At 46.4% G+C, this 19,128-nt stretch carries 17 protein-coding genes; 8 read left to right on the top strand and 9 right to left on the bottom strand.

Annotation, left to right across the window (positions count from 1 at the left end):
• The first annotated feature begins 53 nt into the window (after window positions 1-53).
• The 4 genes from pdhR to lpdA all read left to right on the top strand — a co-directional run bounded on the left by pdhR (window position 54) and on the right by lpdA (window position 7,097).
• Window positions 54-815 (top strand): pyruvate dehydrogenase complex transcriptional repressor PdhR, encoded by a 762-nt coding sequence (gene pdhR / locus ST37_RS15965; protein ID WP_084888193.1) that lies wholly within the window; start codon window positions 54-56, stop codon window positions 813-815.
• Between the two features lie 38 nt (window positions 816-853).
• Window positions 854-3,517: a pyruvate dehydrogenase (acetyl-transferring), homodimeric type gene (aceE, locus tag ST37_RS15970; protein WP_084888195.1), complete on the top strand. Its 2,664-nt coding sequence runs from the start codon at window positions 854-856 to the stop codon at window positions 3,515-3,517.
• A 30-nt stretch (window positions 3,518-3,547) separates the two neighbouring features.
• On the top strand, window positions 3,548-5,440 hold the full coding sequence (aceF, locus tag ST37_RS15975; protein WP_084888197.1) for a pyruvate dehydrogenase complex dihydrolipoyllysine-residue acetyltransferase: 1,893 nt from the start codon (window positions 3,548-3,550) through the stop codon (window positions 5,438-5,440).
• Between the two features lie 232 nt (window positions 5,441-5,672).
• The gene (gene lpdA, locus ST37_RS15980; protein WP_084888200.1) at window positions 5,673-7,097 is read left to right on the top strand and encodes a dihydrolipoyl dehydrogenase; all 1,425 of its coding nucleotides are present in this window, start codon (window positions 5,673-5,675) and stop codon (window positions 7,095-7,097) included.
• 83 nt (window positions 7,098-7,180) lie between these two features.
• On the opposite strand, the gene ST37_RS15985 is transcribed toward lpdA, so the two are convergent.
• The gene (locus tag ST37_RS15985; protein WP_084888202.1) at window positions 7,181-7,822 is read right to left on the bottom strand and encodes a TetR/AcrR family transcriptional regulator; all 642 of its coding nucleotides are present in this window, start codon (window positions 7,820-7,822) and stop codon (window positions 7,181-7,183) included.
• A 298-nt stretch (window positions 7,823-8,120) separates the two neighbouring features.
• Here ST37_RS15985 and hpt point away from each other — a divergent pair, with 298 nt between their 5' ends.
• Complete coding sequence (gene hpt, locus ST37_RS15990) at window positions 8,121-8,651, top strand: hypoxanthine phosphoribosyltransferase (RefSeq protein ID WP_084888204.1); 531 nt, start codon at window positions 8,121-8,123, stop codon at window positions 8,649-8,651.
• Between the two features lie 70 nt (window positions 8,652-8,721).
• On the opposite strand, the gene can is transcribed toward hpt, so the two are convergent.
• Window positions 8,722-9,381: a carbonate dehydratase gene (gene can, locus ST37_RS15995; protein WP_084888206.1), complete on the bottom strand. Its 660-nt coding sequence runs from the start codon at window positions 9,379-9,381 to the stop codon at window positions 8,722-8,724.
• 208 nt (window positions 9,382-9,589) lie between these two features.
• Here can and ST37_RS16000 point away from each other — a divergent pair, with 208 nt between their 5' ends.
• The 3 genes from ST37_RS16000 to ST37_RS16010 all read left to right on the top strand — a co-directional run bounded on the left by ST37_RS16000 (window position 9,590) and on the right by ST37_RS16010 (window position 13,103).
• Window positions 9,590-11,287: a SulP family inorganic anion transporter gene (locus tag ST37_RS16000; RefSeq protein ID WP_143698228.1), complete on the top strand. Its 1,698-nt coding sequence runs from the start codon at window positions 9,590-9,592 to the stop codon at window positions 11,285-11,287.
• A gap of 116 nt (window positions 11,288-11,403) precedes the next feature.
• A complete protein-coding gene (locus tag ST37_RS16005; RefSeq protein WP_084888211.1) occupies window positions 11,404-12,333 on the top strand; it encodes an ABC transporter ATP-binding protein in 930 nt (309 codons plus the stop codon).
• Window positions 12,333-13,103, top strand: coding sequence for an ABC transporter permease (locus tag ST37_RS16010; protein ID WP_084888213.1), 771 nt, complete (start codon window positions 12,333-12,335; stop codon window positions 13,101-13,103). The genes ST37_RS16005 and ST37_RS16010 overlap by 1 nt, the downstream gene beginning before the upstream one ends.
• Before the next feature lie 69 nt (window positions 13,104-13,172).
• On the opposite strand, the gene panC is transcribed toward ST37_RS16010, so the two are convergent.
• The 7 genes from panC to sfsA all read right to left on the bottom strand — a co-directional run bounded on the left by panC (window position 13,173) and on the right by sfsA (window position 19,111).
• The gene (gene panC / locus ST37_RS16015; RefSeq protein ID WP_084888215.1) at window positions 13,173-14,024 is read right to left on the bottom strand and encodes a pantoate--beta-alanine ligase; all 852 of its coding nucleotides are present in this window, start codon (window positions 14,022-14,024) and stop codon (window positions 13,173-13,175) included.
• 42 nt (window positions 14,025-14,066) lie between these two features.
• Entirely contained in the window at window positions 14,067-14,861 is a 795-nt protein-coding gene (gene panB, locus ST37_RS16020) for a 3-methyl-2-oxobutanoate hydroxymethyltransferase (protein ID WP_084888217.1), read from the bottom strand.
• A gap of 38 nt (window positions 14,862-14,899) precedes the next feature.
• Entirely contained in the window at window positions 14,900-15,388 is a 489-nt protein-coding gene (gene folK / locus ST37_RS16025; RefSeq protein ID WP_084888219.1) for a 2-amino-4-hydroxy-6-hydroxymethyldihydropteridine diphosphokinase, read from the bottom strand.
• Window positions 15,388-16,734, bottom strand: coding sequence for a polynucleotide adenylyltransferase PcnB (gene pcnB, locus ST37_RS16030; protein ID WP_084888221.1), 1,347 nt, complete (start codon window positions 16,732-16,734; stop codon window positions 15,388-15,390). The genes folK and pcnB overlap by 1 nt, the downstream gene beginning before the upstream one ends.
• An 85-nt stretch (window positions 16,735-16,819) precedes the next feature.
• Entirely contained in the window at window positions 16,820-17,710 is an 891-nt protein-coding gene (gluQRS, locus tag ST37_RS16035; protein ID WP_084888223.1) for a tRNA glutamyl-Q(34) synthetase GluQRS, read from the bottom strand.
• 99 nt (window positions 17,711-17,809) lie between these two features.
• Window positions 17,810-18,253, bottom strand: coding sequence for an RNA polymerase-binding protein DksA (gene dksA / locus ST37_RS16040; protein WP_084888225.1), 444 nt, complete (start codon window positions 18,251-18,253; stop codon window positions 17,810-17,812).
• 150 nt (window positions 18,254-18,403) lie between these two features.
• A complete protein-coding gene (gene sfsA / locus ST37_RS16045; protein WP_084888227.1) occupies window positions 18,404-19,111 on the bottom strand; it encodes a DNA/RNA nuclease SfsA in 708 nt (235 codons plus the stop codon).
• Window positions 19,112-19,128: the final 17 nt, after the last annotated feature.

Here is a 19,128-nt window from a genome sequence, read left to right on the forward strand (position 1 = left end):
CAATTTACAGGCAAGGGAATGCGATTACTCATTTAAAAGGACCCAAGGCAACGATGGCTTACCAACGGATTAGACAGCCCAAACTTTCAGACGTTATTGAGCAGGAACTTGAACGCTCAATACTGGAGGGCACTCTGTCTCCTGGCCAACAGTTACCTCCAGAGCGCGAACTAGCGAAGCAGTTCGATGTCTCTCGCCCCTCTATCAGAGAAGCTATTCAGAGATTAGAAGCCAAAAAACTACTGACTCGTAAACAAGGTGGCGGCACTTTTGTTAGTGAAACGCTCAGCACCAATTTTTCTGACCCTTTGCTGAATTTATTATCCACTCATCCTGAGACACAGCTGGACCTTCTAGAAACGCGTCATGCGATGGAAGGGATAGCAGCGTACTACGCGGCTTTACGTGGTACTGAAGAGGATATGGAAAGCATCAAGGCTGCCTGTAAAGCAATAGAAGCACAGCAAGGTGACATCAACGCCGAATCAAAAGCGGTGATGAACCTATTAGTAAGCATCTGTGAAGCGGCGCATAACGTTGTTCTGCTTCACATTATCCGAAGTCTTGCCCCCTTGCTTGAGCAAAATATTGAACAGAATCTAGAATTGCTGCATCGCCGTGAAGAAGCGATACAGCGAGTAAACAACCACAGAGCCAACATAGTGAATGCGATTGTTTCTGGGCAACCAGAAAAAGCCCGTGAAATGTCACACTCACATCTGGCCTACATTGAAGAAACGTTGTTGGACTTAACCAAAGAAGAGAGCCGCAGAGAGCGATCTTTACGTCGAGTTCAGCAGGGTGGTGAGTCGTAGGATTTACCTGAAAATAATACACAAAAGGAAACTAGTACATGTCTGATATGAAGCATGACGTTGACACGGTAGAAACTCAGGAGTGGCTTGCTGCACTTGAATCTGTCGTTCGTGAAGAAGGGGTTGAACGCGCACAGTACATTCTAGAAACGATACTAGATAAAGCGCGTCTAGATGGCGTTGATATGCCTACAGGTATCAACACCAACTACATCAACACGATTCCAGCAGCGCAAGAGCCCGCTTACCCTGGTGATGTTACTCTTGAACGTCGTATTCGTTCGATCATTCGCTGGAACGCAATCATGATTGTGCTTCGCGCGTCGAAAAAAGACCTAGACCTTGGCGGTCACATGGCGTCATATCAGTCTGCAGCTGCTTTCTACGAAGTTTGTTTCAACCACTTCTTCCGCGCTCCAAACGAGACAGACGGTGGCGATCTTGTTTACTACCAAGGTCACATCTCTCCAGGCATATACTCTCGCGCATTTGTTGAAGGTCGATTGACCGAAGAGCAACTGGATAACTTCCGTCAAGAAGTGGATGGTAAAGGTATTCCTTCTTACCCGCACCCTAAACTGATGCCTGAATTTTGGCAGTTCCCAACAGTTTCTATGGGGCTTGGTCCTATCTCTGCTATCTATCAAGCTCGTTTCCTTAAGTACCTTGAAGGCCGTGGCCTAAAAGAGACTGGCGCACAACGCGTGTACGCCTTCCTCGGTGACGGTGAGATGGATGAGCCAGAATCACGCGGTGCTATCTCATTTGCTTCACGGGAAAAACTCGACAACCTATGTTTCCTAATCAACTGTAACCTACAGCGCTTAGATGGCCCTGTTATGGGTAACGGTAGCATCATTCAAGAGCTAGAAGGTCTATTTAAAGGCGCTGGCTGGAATGTGGTTAAGGTTATCTGGGGCAGCAACTGGGATGCACTACTGGCGAAAGACACCACGGGTAAGCTTCTTCAGTTGATGAACGAAACCATTGACGGTGATTATCAAACTTTCAAATCTAAAGATGGCGCTTACGTGCGTGAGCATTTCTTTGGTAAATACCCAGAAACAGCGGCATTGGTTGCCGATATGACCGATGACGAAATATTCGCACTTAAGCGTGGTGGTCACGATTCATCGAAACTGTTCGCGGCATTCAACAACGCGAAAGAAACCAACGGCAAGCCAACGGTTATCCTTGCTAAGACTGTTAAAGGTTACGGCATGGGCGATGCGGCTGAAGGTAAGAACATCGCACACGGTGTGAAGAAAATGGACATGACTCACGTTCAACACCTACGTGACCGTCTAGGCCTAGAAGACCTTCTTTCGGATGACAAAATTGCAGAGCTGCCTTATTTGAAGTTAGAAGAAGGCACGCCAGAGTACGACTACCTGCACGCGCGTCGTAAGGCGCTACACGGTTACACACCAGCACGTAGTCCTAAGTTTACCCAAGAATTTAAAGTGCCAGAATTAGAGGCGTTTGCTCCGCTACTTGGCGAGCAAAAGCGTGATATCTCGACCACAATGGCTTATGTTCGTACGCTAAACATCCTGCTTAAAGATAAGAACATTGGTAAGAACATCGTTCCTATCATCTGTGATGAAGCACGTACCTTTGGTATGGAAGGTCTGTTCCGTCAGGTGGGTATTTACAACCCACACGGCCAAGACTACACGCCAGAAGATAAGGGCATTGTGTCATACTACAAAGAAGCGACCTCAGGTCAGGTTCTTCAAGAAGGCATCAACGAGCTAGGTTCAATGGCATCTTGGGTTGCGGCTGCAACGTCTTACAGCACCAACAACCTACCGATGATCCCGTTCTACATCTACTACTCAATGTTTGGTTTCCAACGTATTGGCGACATGGCATGGCTAGCAGGTGACCAACAAGCGCGTGGCTTCCTTTTGGGTGCTACTGCTGGTCGTACAACACTAAACGGTGAAGGTCTGCAGCACGAAGATGGTCACTCGCACATTCAAGCGAATACGATCCCTAACTGTATCTCGTACGACCCAACGTTTGCTTATGAGCTTGCCGTTATCATGCAAGACGGTATCCGTCGCATGTACGGTCCAGATCAAGAGAACGTTTACTACTACCTAACGGTAATGAACGAGAACTACGCAATGCCAGCAATGCCAGAAGGCGCTGAAGAAGGCATCCGTAAAGGTATCTACAAGCTAGAAACACACGCGGGCAGCAAAGGCAAAGTTCAGCTAATGAGCTCAGGCACCATTATGAACGAAGCGCGCAAAGCGGCTGTAATTCTAAGTGAAGAGTACGGTGTTGCTTCTGACGTGTTCTCAGTAACGTCGTTTAACGAACTGACTCGCGATGGCCAAGCGGTTGAGCGTGACAACATGCTTCACCCAGAAGCTGAAGAGAAAGTACCTTACATTACAACAGTACTAGGTAAAGAGCCTGCAATTGCGGTTACGGACTACATGAAGAACTACGCTGAGCAAGTACGTGCTTACATGCCAAGCGAGTCTTACAAAGTGCTGGGTACTGATGGCTTTGGTCGCTCTGACAGCCGTGCAAACTTACGTCGCCACTTTGAAGTTAACGCCGGTTACATTGTTGTTGCCGCGCTAACAGAGTTGGCAAAACGTGGTGATATTGAAAAGTCTGTGGTTGCAGAAGCCATCGCTAAGTTTGATATCGACACTGAAAAAACTAACCCACAGTACGCTTAATACAGCGCATTAATAGAAGGTAAATAAGCAATGGCAATCGAAATTAATGTACCTGACATCGGTGCTGATGAGGTTGAAGTTACTGAGATTCTTGTAAGCGTTGGCGACAAGGTTGAAGAAGAACAGTCCCTAATTACTGTTGAAGGCGACAAAGCCTCAATGGAAGTACCTGCGTCTCAAGCAGGTGTTGTAAAAGAGATCAAAGTCGCTGAAGGCGACAACGTGACCACTGGCTCACTGATCATGATATTTGAAGCAGACTCAGCGGCACCTGCTGCTGAAGCACCTGCGGCTGCGCCAGTCGCTGCCGCGTCGCCTGCTGCTAGCGAATTGGTCGAAGTGAACGTACCAGACATCGGCGATGATGAAGTGGAAGTCACTGAAATCATGGTTGCTGTTGGCGATAGCATTGACGAAGAGCAATCGCTACTGACTGTTGAAGGCGATAAAGCCTCAATGGAAGTACCAGCACCATTTGCGGGCACGCTTAAAGAGATCAAAGTCGCTGAAGGCGACAAAGTGACCACTGGCTCACTGATCATGGTATTCGAAACAGTAGCAACTGGCGCGCCAGCAGCAGCTCCTGAAGCGGCAGCACCAGCGGCGGCGGCTGCCGCTGTTTCAGCATCCGGAGCGCCGGAACGTCAAGAAGTAAACGTGCCGGATATCGGTGGTGACGAAGTTGAAGTGACTGAAATCATGGTTGCTGTGGGCGACAGCGTGGACGAAGAGCAATCTTTGTTAACCGTTGAAGGCGACAAAGCCTCAATGGAAGTACCAGCGCCATTTGCTGGCACCATTAAAGAGATTAAAGTAGCTGAAGGCGACACAGTCTCTACTGGCTCTCTCATCATGGTATTCGAGACTCAGTCAGCGGCACCTGCTGCTGCCCCAGTAGCAAGCGCACCGGCTGCCGCAGCTCCAGCACCGAAGGCAGCAGAGCCCGCGTCGGCGGCACCTGCTGCATCAACGGGCGATTTTAAAGACAATCACGAGTACGCACATGCATCTCCTGTGGTTCGTCGTATCGCTCGTGAGTTTGGTGTAAACCTATCTAAAGTGAAAGGCACAGGCCGTAAGAGTCGTATTCTTAAAGAAGACGTTCAGTCTTACGTAAAAGATGCGCTTAAACGCCTAGAATCTGGTGCAGCTGCATCAGGTAAAGGCGATGGCTCAGCGCTGGGTCTACTGCCTTGGCCAAAAGTCGACTTCACTAAGTTTGGTGAAGTCGAAGAGCAGAAGCTTTCTAAGATCAAGAAAATTTCTGGTGCTAACCTACATCGTAACTGGGTGATGATCCCGCACGTTACTCAGTGGGATAATGCCGATATCACCGAGCTAGAAAGATTCCGTAAAGAGCAAAACGCGGTAGAAGCGAAGAAAGAGTCTGGCGTTAAGATCACACCACTTGTATTCATTATGAAAGCGGTAGCGAAAGCGCTAGAAGCCTTCCCTGCGTTTAACTCGTCGTTGTCAGAAGACGGTGAGAGCATCATCTTGAAGAAATACGTAAATGTGGGCATCGCCGTTGATACTCCTAATGGTCTAGTTGTACCTGTCTTTAAAGACGTGAATAAGAAAGGCATTTACGAGCTATCAGAAGAGCTTATGGTGATTTCTAAGAAAGCACGTTCGGGTAAATTGACCGCTGGCGATATGCAAGGTGGCTGCTTTACTATTTCAAGCCTTGGCGGCATTGGCGGCACGGCGTTTACGCCAATCGTTAACGCACCAGAAGTGGGTATCCTTGGGGTATCTAAGTCTGAGATGAAGCCTGTGTGGAACGGTAAAGAGTTTGAACCGCGTCTGCAACTGCCACTGTCATTGTCCTACGATCACCGAGTGATCGATGGCGCTGAAGGTGCACGTTTTATTACGTACCTAAACGGTTGCCTATCTGACATCCGTCGCTTGGTTCTATAACACTACATACTATTGCCATCTTGCTAACGCATGATGGCAATTTACATTATGACAGACACATTTTGGTGCAGCGCAATTGAAAACCGGCGCTAGAGTAAACCGAAGTGTTGTCTAGCTCACAGCCCAAAGGGATTTATTTTTTAATCTGTTAACAAGTTTGTAAACTGTTGGCGCCCCAAGAAAAATAAGATACCCATCGAGCTGTTAGGGATAATGACTACAAGAGGTCAAAATGAGCAAAGAAATTAAAGCCCAGGTTGTTGTACTTGGTTCTGGTCCTGCAGGATATTCAGCGGCATTCCGTTGCGCAGACCTTGGTTTAGAAACTGTACTTATCGAACGTTACAGCACCCTAGGTGGTGTTTGTCTAAACGTTGGTTGTATTCCATCGAAAGCCCTTCTTCACGTTTCTAAAGTGATCGAAGAAGCCAAAGCAATGGCCGAACACGGTGTCGTATTTGGTGAGCCTCAAACCGACATCAGCAAGATCCGTATCTGGAAAGACAAAGTGGTTGATCAGCTAACCGGTGGTCTTTCTGGCATGGCGAAAATGCGTAACGTGACTGTGGTTAACGGTTACGGTAAGTTTACTGGCCCTAACACTATCGCTGTTGAAGGTGAGGAGAGCGCAACAGTGACCTTCGATAACGCGATTATCGCAGCGGGTTCACGCCCAATCAAACTGCCATTTATCCCACATGAAGACCCACGTATTTGGGATTCTACGGACGCACTTGAGCTTAACGAAGTACCAGAAAAACTACTCATCATGGGTGGTGGTATCATCGGTCTAGAAATGGGAACTGTGTATCACTCTCTAGGTTCAAAAGTGGAAGTGGTTGAGATGTTCGACCAAGTGATCCCTGCGGCAGACAAAGACATTGTTAAGGTGTACACCAAGCGCATTAAGAACAAGTTCCACTTGATGCTAGAAACCAAAGTAACCGCAGTAGAAGCGCGTGAAGACGGTATCTACGTATCAATGGAAGGCAAGAAAGCACCAGCAGAGCCAGTGCGTTACGACGCTGTGCTTGTTGCTATCGGCCGTGTTCCAAATGGCAAGATGCTTGACGCTGAACAAGCGGGCCTCGAAGTGGATGAGCGCGGTTTCATCAACGTTGATAAGCAGCTTCGCACCAACGTTGACCACATCTTCGCTATCGGTGATATCGTTGGTCAGCCTATGCTTGCGCACAAAGGTGTGCATGAAGGTCACGTAGCCGCTGAGGTTATTGCGGGTAAGAAACACTACTTCGATCCTAAAGTAATCCCATCGATTGCGTACACCGAGCCAGAAGTGGCGTGGGTAGGTAAAACAGAGAAAGAAGCGAAAGCCGAAGGCATTAACTACGAGACAGCGTCTTTCCCATGGGCTGCTTCAGGCCGTGCTATCGCTTCTGACTGTTCAGACGGTGTGACCAAGCTTATCTTTGACAAAGACACTCACCGTGTGATTGGTGGTGCTGTAGTGGGTACCAACGGTGGTGAACTGCTTGGCGAAATAGGCTTAGCGATTGAAATGGGTTGTGATGCAGAAGATATCGCACTGACCATTCACGCTCACCCAACCCTACACGAATCTGTAGGTCTAGCGGCAGAAGTGTTTGAAGGCTCAATTACCGACCTTCCAAACAAAAAAGCGGTTAAGAAAAAGTAAGCAGTAATAAATGTTAAAAAGACCAAGCAGTATGCTTGGTCTTTTTTTATGCTGTCTAAAAATAAAATGAGTGTCTTATCAGACTAAAAACGAACGAAGCGAGACGCATTTGGTGCGTGTTGATAAATGCAAAGCATATCAAATATACTGGTACGCATTCGTTTGAGCTCGCGTTGACTGTGGTTTCTGTTTGCTTGTGTGAATAGCATATACACCAGTGCGTACAACATATTCACTAGATCCGTCGCTTGGTGTTGGTCACAGACCTCTCCACGGACCATAGCTCGCTCAAACATATTTTCAAGATGCTTTGATACGGCATTGTTAGAAGAGACGAATAGCGGCCCTAGATCGTGTCTCGCTGACGCGCTCCATTCAAACCAAATATGCAGCCAGTATTGTTCGTCCTTTACCAACTTAATGATGCCGTTTGATATTCGATCGATGTTCTTACGAACGCTTTCTCGCTCGTCAATAGAGTCGACAATAAATCGTTCAAATCTTTGTACGACCTGTTGCAGTACCTGATCAAGTAGATCCTCTCGACTCTGGAAGTAATTAAAGACAGTGGCGACGGAGACCCCTGCTGCTTGTGCAATTTCTGTATGGCCACAACGACCAATGCCCTGCATCGCAAATACACGCATTGACTGCTCGAGGAGATCTTGCTTTCTCTTATGAGGCGTCAATCGAGTGCGTTTTGCTTTGACCTCGATAGAATTCATAGTATTACCTGCCAACGGTATGACTTGATTAGCAACATGATGTTTTATCTTTATTAGTGTTTGCTAAAACAAGCTTATTATTATCAATAGTTTATTTTTTATAGTGCCTTAATAAGTGTATTGATGCATATTTGTCTGTCAAATAGTCTTGCTCAATTTTGTTAAGAAAGTTTGCCTCATTATGCAATCGCTAGTGCTAGAATAATCGAGTTTTCTATACGTAGTGATATTAGGTCGGCTATAGTTACACTTTCTATGGCCAACATAAGGTCACGTCACCTAAAAAAATGAGAGACAAATGAAGCATACAGTAGAGGTAATGATCTCTGAACAGGACGTTACAGAGCGTATAAATCAATTAGGACAATCTATTAGCGAGCACTACAGTGGAAGTGAAGACCTTGTCATTGTCGGCTTGCTGCGCGGTTCATACGTGTTCATGGCAGACCTCTCTCGTCAGTTGACGGTAAATCACAGTGTCGACTTCATGACGGCATCGAGTTACGGGAACTCCATGGAAAGCTCTCGTGACGTCCGTATCCTAAAAGATCTCGATGACGACATTAAAGGAAAAGATGCATTGCTTGTCGAGGACATTATCGATACGGGTAACACGCTAAGTAAAGTGTGCGAAATTCTTTCTATTCGAGAACCAAAATCTATCCAAGTTGCAACACTTCTTGATAAACCTTCACGTCGCGAAGTTCTAGTGGATGCTAAATGGATAGGGTTTGAAATCCCGGATGAGTTTGTTGTCGGTGTTGGTATCGATTATGCTCAGAAATATCGCAACCTTCCATACATTGGCAAGGTTGTACCTCTGGATTAAGTTAGAGAGCCCTAGGGGCAATCTGTGAAGGTCTAAATAAAATAACAAGGGACGCGTTTGCGTCCCTTTTTTAGTCCTGAAGCTTGTCCGCTAATATTAGCTTTAGAGATTTTTGGTACGCAGCTTCAAGCGCAGCGTGGCTGGATGCGTTTATGCCAATGTCTCGTAATTTTCCATTTCCGATCCCGTAAATCATGCCGTGCACTTCAACCTTTTGCTTGCGCTCCCATGCGCTGCGTAAAATGGTTGAGTTGCCTAGATTGTAGACTTGCTCGGCGACATTAATTTCGCACAGTTTGTTAGCCCACTCTTGCTCTGGGTACTGAGTGAGCCAGTCTTTATATTTCAAGAAAAGGTCGCGAATGTGCAATATCCAGTTATTGATTAACCCAAGATTAGGGTTATCAATTGCGGCTTGAACACCACCGCAGCCATAGTGCCCACAGACAATAATGTGTTTAACGTGCAATACATCAACCGCGTATTGGACCACTGACAAACAGTTAAGGTCGGTATGGATTACTTGGTTAGCCACGTTGCGGTGTACAAATAGATCGCCAGAATAGAGACCTGTTAGGCGCTCAGCAGGTACTCGGCTGTCTGAGCAACCAATCCACAAAAAGTCTGGGTGTTGGCCTTTTTCAAGCTGCTCAAAAAACGCAGGATCTTCTTTCTTTATTGATTCTGACCATTTTGCATTGTTTTCAATCAGTTGTTTTAGCTTTGGCATAGTGGATACTCACATGAACAATAGCTTGATGCTAAACGATTGCGTAGCAAAAATCACTAGTTCTTATAAGGGATTAAACTGATCGGAGCATCGCTCGAATAAACTGGTCGGGTGACCAAATATTATTTAACTCTCCATCAACATCATGCTAAAAAATTGGTAATATCGCAGCGTTTACCTTTCAACACAGAAGTACAGGGACAGTAGTTTGATGGATCAACGTTTTAAAAATATCCACCTTCGTGGTGATCTCTTCGGCGGTGTCACCACCGCGATCATTTCATTACCCCTAGCATTGGCATTTGGTGTGGCTTCTGGTGCAGGAGCCGAAGCAGGCTTATGGGGGGCGATCATGGTCGGCCTATTTGCCGCACTGTTTGGTGGGTCAAACACCCTAATTTCTGAACCAACCGGCCCTATGACGGTGATCATGACGGCTGTATTAACCAGCATGATGGCGAAATACCCAGAAAGTGGCCTAGCGATGACCTTTACTGTGGTGATCATGGCGGGGGCATTTCAGGTATTACTCGGTGCACTCAAACTCGGTAAGTATGTCACGCTTATGCCATACAGCGTGATTTCAGGGTTCATGTCAGGTATTGGTGTCATTCTTATCATATTGCAATTGTCCCCATTGCTGGGGCATGAAGCCCCTGCCGGTGGTGTAATCGGTACGCTTAAAGCGCTGCCTGAAACCATCGCTGCTCTGGATTTCAAAGAGTTGCTGTTAGGGCTAGCAACACTAGGTATTTTGTTCTTCTTACCAGAAAAATACAAAAAGTTTGTCCCTGCTCAACTGGTGGCGTTGGTAGTGGTGACACTGATCTCGGTGGTCTTGTTTAATGACGGATCCATCCGTCGTATTGGAGAAATACCTGCGGGATTGCCCTCGATAATTATGCCGACGTTTAGTGCTGATATTGTGGTTGAAATGGTCATTGATGCTTTGGTTCTTGGAACTCTCGGCTGTATTGATACATTGCTGACCGCGGTAATTGCAGACTCGCTAACGCGAAAAGAACACAATTCTGATAAGGAGTTGGTCGGGCAGGGTATCGCAAACATGCTCGCGGGTTTATTTGGTGCGCTTCCTGGTGCCGGAGCCACCATGGGTACAGTAACCAATATTCAAGTTGGCGCGCGCTCACCCTTATCGGGGATTATGCGCGCATTAGTACTCGCGCTGGTGGTGCTTGTGGCTGGAGGCCTCACCGAGCCCATCCCAATGGCGGTGTTAGCCGGTATCGCAATGTATGTAGGATTTAACATTCTGGATTGGAGCTTTATTCAGCGTGCCCACAAAGTCAGCCTGCCGGGTATGGCGGTTATGTATGGCGTTATGCTGCTGACCGTATTCGTGGATTTAATTGTTGCTGTTGGCTTGGGAGTGTTTATTTCCAACATCATCATTATAGAGCGCCTAAGCCGTGTTCAAGAACAGCATGTTAAATCCATTAGTGATGCGGACGACGATGACGTTCCTCTCAGTGACAGTGAACGTGCGTTGTTGGATAAAGCCAATGGCAAAGTGTTGTTTCTATACTTATCAGGGCCGATGATTTTTAGTGTGTCCAAAGCCATATCTAGGCAGCACAACCATATCGCCGAATATGAGTCGATGATTATCGATCTAACCGACGTTCCAATGATTGATGTAACCGTTGGCCTGGCCATAGAAAACGCCATTAAAGATGCCTATGAAGCCAACTGTGAGGTGTTTTTACTCTGCCCGAACCAGCAGACCAAGGAGCAGTTGGAAAAACTCCATGTTATCGATCTTCTTTCACAAGAGAATCTATTTGGCTTTCGTTACGAAGCGTTAAAGCATGCGGTGAAGCAAGTACAAAAGTCTGCCTATCAACGTGAACAAGCAAGCAACAAAGTAGCCCCGTTGACCGTGTAAGCGGAATCGGCAATTAACAACAGCTAAATCAAGTCAGTGACTTTTAAGTTACTGACTTGAAAAACGACTATGCCGCTACAACATAAGGTGCATTGTCTGTATTAAGGAATCGAATCATGCACGCACTGGAGATTCAGGGCCTACGTAAAACTTACGCGGGCGGCTTTGAGGCACTTAAAGGAATAAGCCTTACTGTCAACAAAGGCGACTTCTATGCGCTATTAGGGCCAAATGGCGCAGGTAAATCGACCACCATTGGCATCATATCTTCACTGGTCAATAAAAGTGAAGGCAGCGTAAAAGTGTTTGATTTTGATATCGATACCCACTTGGAGCACGCAAAGCAAAAACTGGGACTGGTTCCTCAGGAATTCAACTTTAGTATGTTTGAAACTGTCGAGCAGATCGTTCTGCAGCAAGCCGGTTACTACGGTGTACCTCGTGATGTCGCCAAACAACGCACTCAAAAATACCTATCCAAACTGGATCTATGGGAAAAGCGTCACGACCAAGCTCGCGCGTTATCTGGCGGCATGAAACGACGCCTAATGATTGCTCGTGCGCTAGTCCATGAGCCAGAGCTGTTAATATTGGACGAGCCGACCGCTGGTGTTGATATCGAACTTCGCCGCTCGATGTGGGACTTTCTAAAAGAAATCAATGAACAAGGTGTCACCATTATTTTGACGACGCACTATTTGGAAGAAGCGGAAATGCTTTGTCGAAATATTGGGATCATCAATAAAGGTGAGCTGATTGAAAATACCAGTATGAAGTCTCTATTGAGTAAATTGCATGTGGAAACATTTCTATTGGATCTCGCGCTTGATGCACCCACACCGAAATTGGATGGGATTAAAGTCGTCAGCCATCACAATGGGCAACTTGAAATAGAAATCGAGAAAACACAAAGTCTCAATCATCTGTTTTCACAATTGACCGAGCAAGGCATTGAAGTGATGTCGATGCGCAATAAAGCCAATCGATTGGAAGAGTTGTTTGTCACCATTGTTCGTGAAGGCGAAAAAAATAGGGAGACAGCATAATGTACAACATCTACTGGACAGCCTTTAAGAGTCTACTTGGCAAAGAGATTCACCGTTTTATGCGAATTTGGGTGCAAACGCTGGTGCCGCCAGCCATCACCATGACACTGTACTTTGTGATATTTGGCAGTTTGATTGGGTCGCGCATTGGCACCATGGAAGGCTTCAGTTACATGGAGTTTATTGTACCCGGACTTATTATGATGTCGGTGATCACTAACTCTTATTCTAATGTTGCCTCTTCTTTTTATAGTGCAAAGTTTCAAAAAAATATCGAAGAGCTGCTAGTGGCTCCAGTCCCTAATTATGTGATCATTTTGGGTTATGTCATGGGGGGCGTGACGCGAGGAATACTGGTTGGCATCATTGTAACGATTGTGTCGTTGTTCTTTGTTGATTTACAGGTCCAGCACTGGGGCATTATTGTCGCAACGGTGTTATTGACCTCAATTGTCTTTTCGCTTGGCGGTTTGATTAATGCCGTGTTTGCTGGTTCCTTTGATGATATATCCATCATACCGACCTTCGTGCTTACACCTATGACCTATTTGGGTGGCGTGTTTTACTCCATCAGTTTATTACCGGAGTTTTGGCAAGGTGTCTCTAAAATAAACCCAATCGTCTATATGGTGAACGCATTCCGATACGGATTTCTAGGCATTTCTGATGTCTCAATTACCACATCATTCGGTGTATTATCTGTTTTTGTTGTTATTCTTTATGCCGTAGCGCACTACTTAATTACCAGTGGGCGAGGAATTCGAAGCTAACGTGATAGAATCAAAAAAGACCAACACAACGTGTTGGTCTTTTTACTTGATGTCTATGGAAAAGGTTGGCTAGTCTAATTCAACCACCATATTGTCAATCAACCGAACATCGCCTAAAAACGCCGCCATCAGCACTACTGCCCGCTTAGACTGTGCGTCAATCTCAATCAGTCGGTCTGCATCAACAACAAACAACTCATCAGGCTGCATGCCGGTATTCACTAACGCTTGGTGCGCAAGCTCTAAAGCGTCGGCTACGCAATTTCTGTCGTTGGCGATACGATTTGCAACTTCGTTCATCACTAGCGCGACTTTGGGTGCAAGAATACGCTGTTGCTCGGTTAGCCTGTTATTGCGAGAGCTCATTGCTAAGCCATCTTTTTCACGCATGGTCGGGACACCCAGCACTTGAATATCCAAAGCAAGATCGTTGACCATTTGACGAATAATCGCCAATTGTTGGAAATCTTTCTCACCAAAACACGCTATGTCCGGTTTGACGATATTAAACAATTTGGCAACGATTGTTGCCACGCCACGAAAATGACCAGGACGAGACTCACCCTCCAAAATATGCGACAGCCCAGGGACTTCAACGAAGGTTTGCTGATCCAGTCCATTTGGGTACATGATTTCTGGTGTGGGAGTGAACACAATATCAACACCAGCGCTGGTGAGCTTTGCCAAGTCTTGTTCTAGAGTTCTTGGGTAGTTGTCTAGATCACTGGCATTTTCAAACTGCATAGGGTTGACGAAAATACTCACCACCACAATATCGGCGCGTTGTTTGGCTAGGCTAACGAGAGATAAGTGTCCATCGTGCAGGTTGCCCATTGTCGGGACAAAGGCAACGCTGTTGCCTTGCTGTTTTAGCATGTTGATACGCGCACGTATTGACTGCACATCGTTAAATGTTTTCATGCGAGTTTCCTTATTTCTATTCGGTGTCTAAGCTGATTGCCACTATGCAATAGTGTGGTCAGGTCCAGGAAAAGCACCTGATTCAACATCCGTTATATATTGTGAAATGGCTTGTCGCATATCTCCAGAATCTGCGAGGAAATTCTTCGAGAACTTAGGCATATAGTTTGCTGCGATGCCAAACATATCGTGCATCACCAAAATCTGACCGTCTGTTACGTTACCCGCACCAATACCGATTACAGGAACGGTAAGCGCATTGGTAATGCGTTCTGCGAGTGCCATAGGGACGCATTCTAGCAATACGATTTGTGCACCTGCGTGTTGCAGCGCCAGTGCATCTTTGACCATTTGATCTGCTTGTTCTTGATCGCGGCCTTGTACTTTAAAACCACCAAATATGTTCACAGACTGTGGCGTTAAGCCTAGATGAGCACAAACAGGTACAGCTCGCTCTGTCAGCATTTTTACGGTTTCAACAAGCCATGCGCCACCTTCTAGCTTTACCATATTAGCGCCAGCTTGCATTAACGCTGCAGCACTTTCGCACGCCTTCTCTGGGGTGGGGTAGCTCATAAAGGGCATATCAGCCATCAAAAGAGAGTTTGGACTGCCTGCACGTACGCAGCGAGTATGGTAGGCAACATCGTCTACGGTCACAGGGAGAGTATCGGGCTTGCCTTGCAGCACCATTCCTAATGAATCGCCTACCAACAGAACAGGCATTTCTTGCTGCTCAAATAACTGAGCAAAACTGGCGTCGTAGGCTGTTGAAGAAGCGAATTTTTTCCCTTCTTGTTTCCATTTCATTAAGGTTGAAGTGGTGACTTTTTTCATTGTGTTACCTATCTGTGGAGCATTGGCGCGCGCATGGGTTATGCGTTGGCTAAGATCTCCAGTCCATTTTTATCAATGTGTGTAATGAGTGAAGCAATAGCAGTGCCATCGGGCAACTGCAATTGAGGTTCTATTTCCATTAAAGGATACAAAACAAATTCTCTGGTTTTCATTCCGTAATGGGGAATGGTTAAGCGCTCTGTATTAATCACTTGGTCGCCAAACAGCAACAAATCTAAATCTAGAGTTCGTGGCCCCCAACGTTCACCTTTGCGCACTCGCCCTTGTTCGAGCTCGATTTTTTGGGTCAAATCCAACAGCTCTAACGGTGAAAGTTGCGTGTCGATTTTCGCCACCGCGTTGACGTAATCAGGTTGATCTTGTGGCCCCATCGGTGAACTAGAATAGAGCGATGAGCAGCCTATAAACTGTGAGTGGGGTAAGGCTTTAAGCGCTTCAATCGCAAGCTTTGCCGTCGCGATTGAATCCCCTAAGTTACTGCCAATTGCAATGTATACAATGCTCATTAATCGGCCTTTGGCTTGCGTTTTTTCTTACTGCGGCGACGCGGTTTTTTGGCACCATCAACATCGTTTGACATCGCTTGGCGCATATCGCGTCCAGCTTGTTGGAAGGTGTCCCACCAGTTGGCGAGTTCTTCGGTTTCTCCACCTTCAATTTCGCCACGCATTTCGAGGAAATCAAACCCAGCTCTAAACTTGTTCAGTTCAAGTAGTCTGAAGGCGCGCTTTCCTTGACGGCGAGGCAAACGAAGTTGCAGCTGCCAAATTTCGCGTATGGTTGCAGTGTGACGACGCGGTATCGCCGTTGATCGAACCTGTTCATCCAAAATATGATTGCTGGCTGATAAAATAGCGTCGTAATAACTCATGTCACGCTTATCCATCAGGCGATAGGCGTAGGCTTCTAGTGGGTACCAGAGCATGGCCGCAAACATAAATGCTGGGTTGATGCGCTTACCTTCTGCAATGCGTGCGTCTGTCGACTCCAATACCAATTCGATCATGCGCTCGGTATTCGACTCTTCTTCCTCGGTAAATTGCTCTGCAATGATCGGGAATAGTTGCTCAAAAAGGCTAAATTCACGCAGCAAATCGTACGTATCTAATCCATGCCCAGACTGCAACAGTTTAAGGGATTCTTCATAGAGACGTGCAGATGGAATACTTTGCAGCAGCGGTGCCATAGTGTTAATGGGATCAGCGGTTTCAAAGCTAATATCGAAATCAAGTTTTGAGGCAAATCGAATGGCGCGCAGCATGCGAACAGGGTCTTCGCGATAACGAACCTCGGGATCACCGATCAATCGCACCATGCCTAACTTAAGGTCTTCAATACCATTGGCAAAATCTTCGATTGAGAAGTCCGCAATGTTGTAATACATCGCATTGATGGTGAAATCGCGGCGCTGAGCATCTTCGTCGATGCTGCCGTAGACGTTATCACGAAGCAGCATGCCTTCTTGATTTTGCGCTGAAATTTGCTTGCCGGTCTCCTGTTCACCTTCTTCATGGTGACCACGAAAGGTCGCAACTTCAATAATATCGCGACCAAACATAATGTGCGCCAAGCGAAAACGGCGACCGATCAGGCGGCAGTTTCGAAACAGAGATTTAATCTGCTCTGGCGTAGCATTGGTGGCGATGTCAAAATCTTTTGGACTTTGGCCAAGTAGCAAGTCTCGCACGCCGCCACCAACTAGGTACGCATTGTAACCAGCTTTGTGCAGACGGTAGAGAACCTTAAGTGCGTTGTCACTGATCATGTCGCGAGATATAGGGTGCTGATCTCTTGGAACATGAGTGGCGATCAAAGGTGCGTTCTTATTTGGTGACTGAGTTTGTGTATTCATTACCCGTAGCTACTTGTCGGTGAACATTTTGATAAGCTAATTCGTTGAAGTTACTTATCAAAGATTAATTTGCGCTAATGATAGCTTAGCTTGAGCCAATTGAGAATGGAGTTATGACTTCTATCTCGTCTGGCAGTTGCGAAATGCGCCATTGTGACACTCCCCATGCGATGATTTCGTCCGTGCTGCCCTGTTGTACGTCATCGGGAAGGGAAAAACCCAAGAACTGCATCGCAGAGCATAATGTTGGAACAACATCAGAGGTTGAAATGGCTGGAGCATGATTCTGCTTAGAGAGTTTTCCGCCCGTTGCTTGCATCGCGAGTGGTAGGTGTAAGTAGTCAGGTATCGTCTGCCCCAACACAGTATACAGATGAATTTGACGCCCTGTTGGCTCAATAAGGTCAGCGCCACGGACAACCTGTGTTATCCCTTGATAAATATCATCAAGCACGACGGCTAAGTTATAGGCAAACAATCCATCTCTTCGTTTAATAATAAAGTCTTCTTTAGCAAGGGCTGCTGGTATGGCGATCTTTCCATGGCGGAGGTCCGAGAAATGGTCAATACACGAGTCTACAGTGATCCTTACAGAGCACTCTCTTGCTGGTAAGCCCAATGTTCGGCAGGTTCCAAGGTAATAGCCGCCAGATTGCTTGATCTGTTTGCGGGTACATTGACAGTAGTAGGCGTCACCGCGCTCAAGCCAATCATCAATTTGAGCTTGATAGTCTGCCAAACGCTGGCTTTGATATAAAACCTGTTGGTCCCAGTGTAAACCGTAGGCCTCAAGAGCCTTTAAAATAAGGCTATCGGCACCAGCCATCTCACGCGGTGGATCCAGGTCTTCGATTCGAACTAACCACTGCCCGTTCTGTGACCGTGCGTGAAAATAACTGCCTAAAGCGGCAACAAGCGAACCAAAATGAAGCGGTCCTGAAGGAGAAGGGGCAAATCGACCAATGACGTTGTGCATACTATTTGTGTAATAACCGACGAGATAGGTAAGTGTAACCAGTGATGAAAAAGCAAAAAGGGAGCTTTCGCTCCCTTTTAAGATTTAGGCGTGTTGAACTTAGCCTTGCATCTGTTTTTCTTTTAGCTCTGCGAGTGTTTTACAGTCGATACATAGATCAGCTGTAGGGCGAGCTTCTAGACGACGAATACCGATTTCTACACCACAAGAGTCACAGAAACCAAAGTCATCTTCTACGATTTTGTTGAGTGTTTTTTCTATCTTCTTAATCAAACGACGCTCGCGATCGCGGTTGCGTAGCTCTAGACTGAACTCTTCTTCTTGCGAAGCGCGATCGACCGGATCAGGGAAGTTTGCGGCTTCGTCTTGCATGTGCACAACGGTGCGTTCTACTTCTTCGCGCAACTGGTCGCGCCAAGCTTCTAAAATCTTAGTGAAATGAGCCATTTGCTCTGGTGACATATACTCTTCACCAGCTTTTTCTTGGTACGGCTCAACCCCTGCAATGGCTAGAATTCCTAGCGCTTTTTTCTTTTCTGGCATACCGCATCTCCTAAAATACACCAAACCAACTGCCGGACAGTTAATTTTTAAGGCGGGTATCTATAGCAAAAACCGAATGGAGTGGCAAACACTCTTTTTCTCTAATTCCACTCTCTGTGAGGGGAGTTGTAGTTTCGGATAACCATTTATTCAAAGTGTGAATTGAATCGGATTGTCCAATTTTAACGACTTATGAGTAAGTGTGGCTTGGTAACAAATCACTTCGACACCAGCTGCTATAGCCTGCTTTAACAACGTTGAATATGTAGAGTCAATATGGTGTGCAGGAGAGACGTTTTCAATGCCAGAATGTTGTACTGAATAAAAAAGAACCGCTCTGGCGCCTTGTTGTGCCATTTCTGTGAGCTCCCGCAAATGTTTTTGACCACGAACGGTCTGCGTATCGGGGAAGAAGCCTTGTCCATTCTCGCTTAATAGGGTCACGCTCTTAACTTCGACGTAGCAATCTGGCCGACCATCATTTTGTAACAGAATATCAATCCGGCTGTTTTCTTGTCCATATTTCACCTCTGCTCGTAGCGTTTCGTAGCCTATGAGTTCTGGTATGGTTTGTTGGGTGATGGCTTCAATCACTAACTGATTGGCTCGGGCAGTGTTCACGCAGATACGATCGCCCTTAGCGGTTTCGGTGAGCTCCCAACTGCATGGGTACTTGCGCTTTGGATTGTCTGAGGTGGAGTACCACACGGTATCGCCAGGCTCTGCGCAGCCCGTCATTGCCCCTGTATTGGCGCAGTGTATCGTCGTGATGGTTCCATCGTCTAACGTCACGTCGGCTAAAAAACGCTTATAGCGTTTGATTAAAGTGGCAGATTGAAGTGGTGGGTGAAACTCCATGTTTAAGATCCTTTAAA

The sequence above is a fragment of the Vibrio sp. qd031 genome, from assembly GCF_002100145.1.
GTDB lineage: Bacteria > Pseudomonadota > Gammaproteobacteria > Enterobacterales > Vibrionaceae > Vibrio.

Coding starts and splice junctions, on each gene's coding strand:
- pdhR (WP_084888193.1), top strand. CDS start 54: ATGGCTTACCAACGGATTAGACAGCCCAAACTTTCAGACGTTATTGAG.
- aceE (WP_084888195.1), top strand. CDS start 854: ATGTCTGATATGAAGCATGACGTTGACACGGTAGAAACTCAGGAGTGG.
- aceF (WP_084888197.1), top strand. CDS start 3,548: ATGGCAATCGAAATTAATGTACCTGACATCGGTGCTGATGAGGTTGAA.
- lpdA (WP_084888200.1), top strand. CDS start 5,673: ATGAGCAAAGAAATTAAAGCCCAGGTTGTTGTACTTGGTTCTGGTCCT.
- ST37_RS15985 (WP_084888202.1), bottom strand. CDS start 7,822: ATGAATTCTATCGAGGTCAAAGCAAAACGCACTCGATTGACGCCTCAT.
- hpt (WP_084888204.1), top strand. CDS start 8,121: ATGAAGCATACAGTAGAGGTAATGATCTCTGAACAGGACGTTACAGAG.
- can (WP_084888206.1), bottom strand. CDS start 9,381: ATGCCAAAGCTAAAACAACTGATTGAAAACAATGCAAAATGGTCAGAA.
- ST37_RS16005 (WP_084888211.1), top strand. CDS start 11,404: ATGCACGCACTGGAGATTCAGGGCCTACGTAAAACTTACGCGGGCGGC.
- ST37_RS16010 (WP_084888213.1), top strand. CDS start 12,333: ATGTACAACATCTACTGGACAGCCTTTAAGAGTCTACTTGGCAAAGAG.
- panC (WP_084888215.1), bottom strand. CDS start 14,024: ATGAAAACATTTAACGATGTGCAGTCAATACGTGCGCGTATCAACATG.
- panB (WP_084888217.1), bottom strand. CDS start 14,861: ATGAAAAAAGTCACCACTTCAACCTTAATGAAATGGAAACAAGAAGGG.
- folK (WP_084888219.1), bottom strand. CDS start 15,388: ATGAGCATTGTATACATTGCAATTGGCAGTAACTTAGGGGATTCAATC.
- pcnB (WP_084888221.1), bottom strand. CDS start 16,734: ATGAATACACAAACTCAGTCACCAAATAAGAACGCACCTTTGATCGCC.
- gluQRS (WP_084888223.1), bottom strand. CDS start 17,710: ATGCACAACGTCATTGGTCGATTTGCCCCTTCTCCTTCAGGACCGCTT.
- dksA (WP_084888225.1), bottom strand. CDS start 18,253: ATGCCAGAAAAGAAAAAAGCGCTAGGAATTCTAGCCATTGCAGGGGTT.
- sfsA (WP_084888227.1), bottom strand. CDS start 19,111: ATGGAGTTTCACCCACCACTTCAATCTGCCACTTTAATCAAACGCTAT.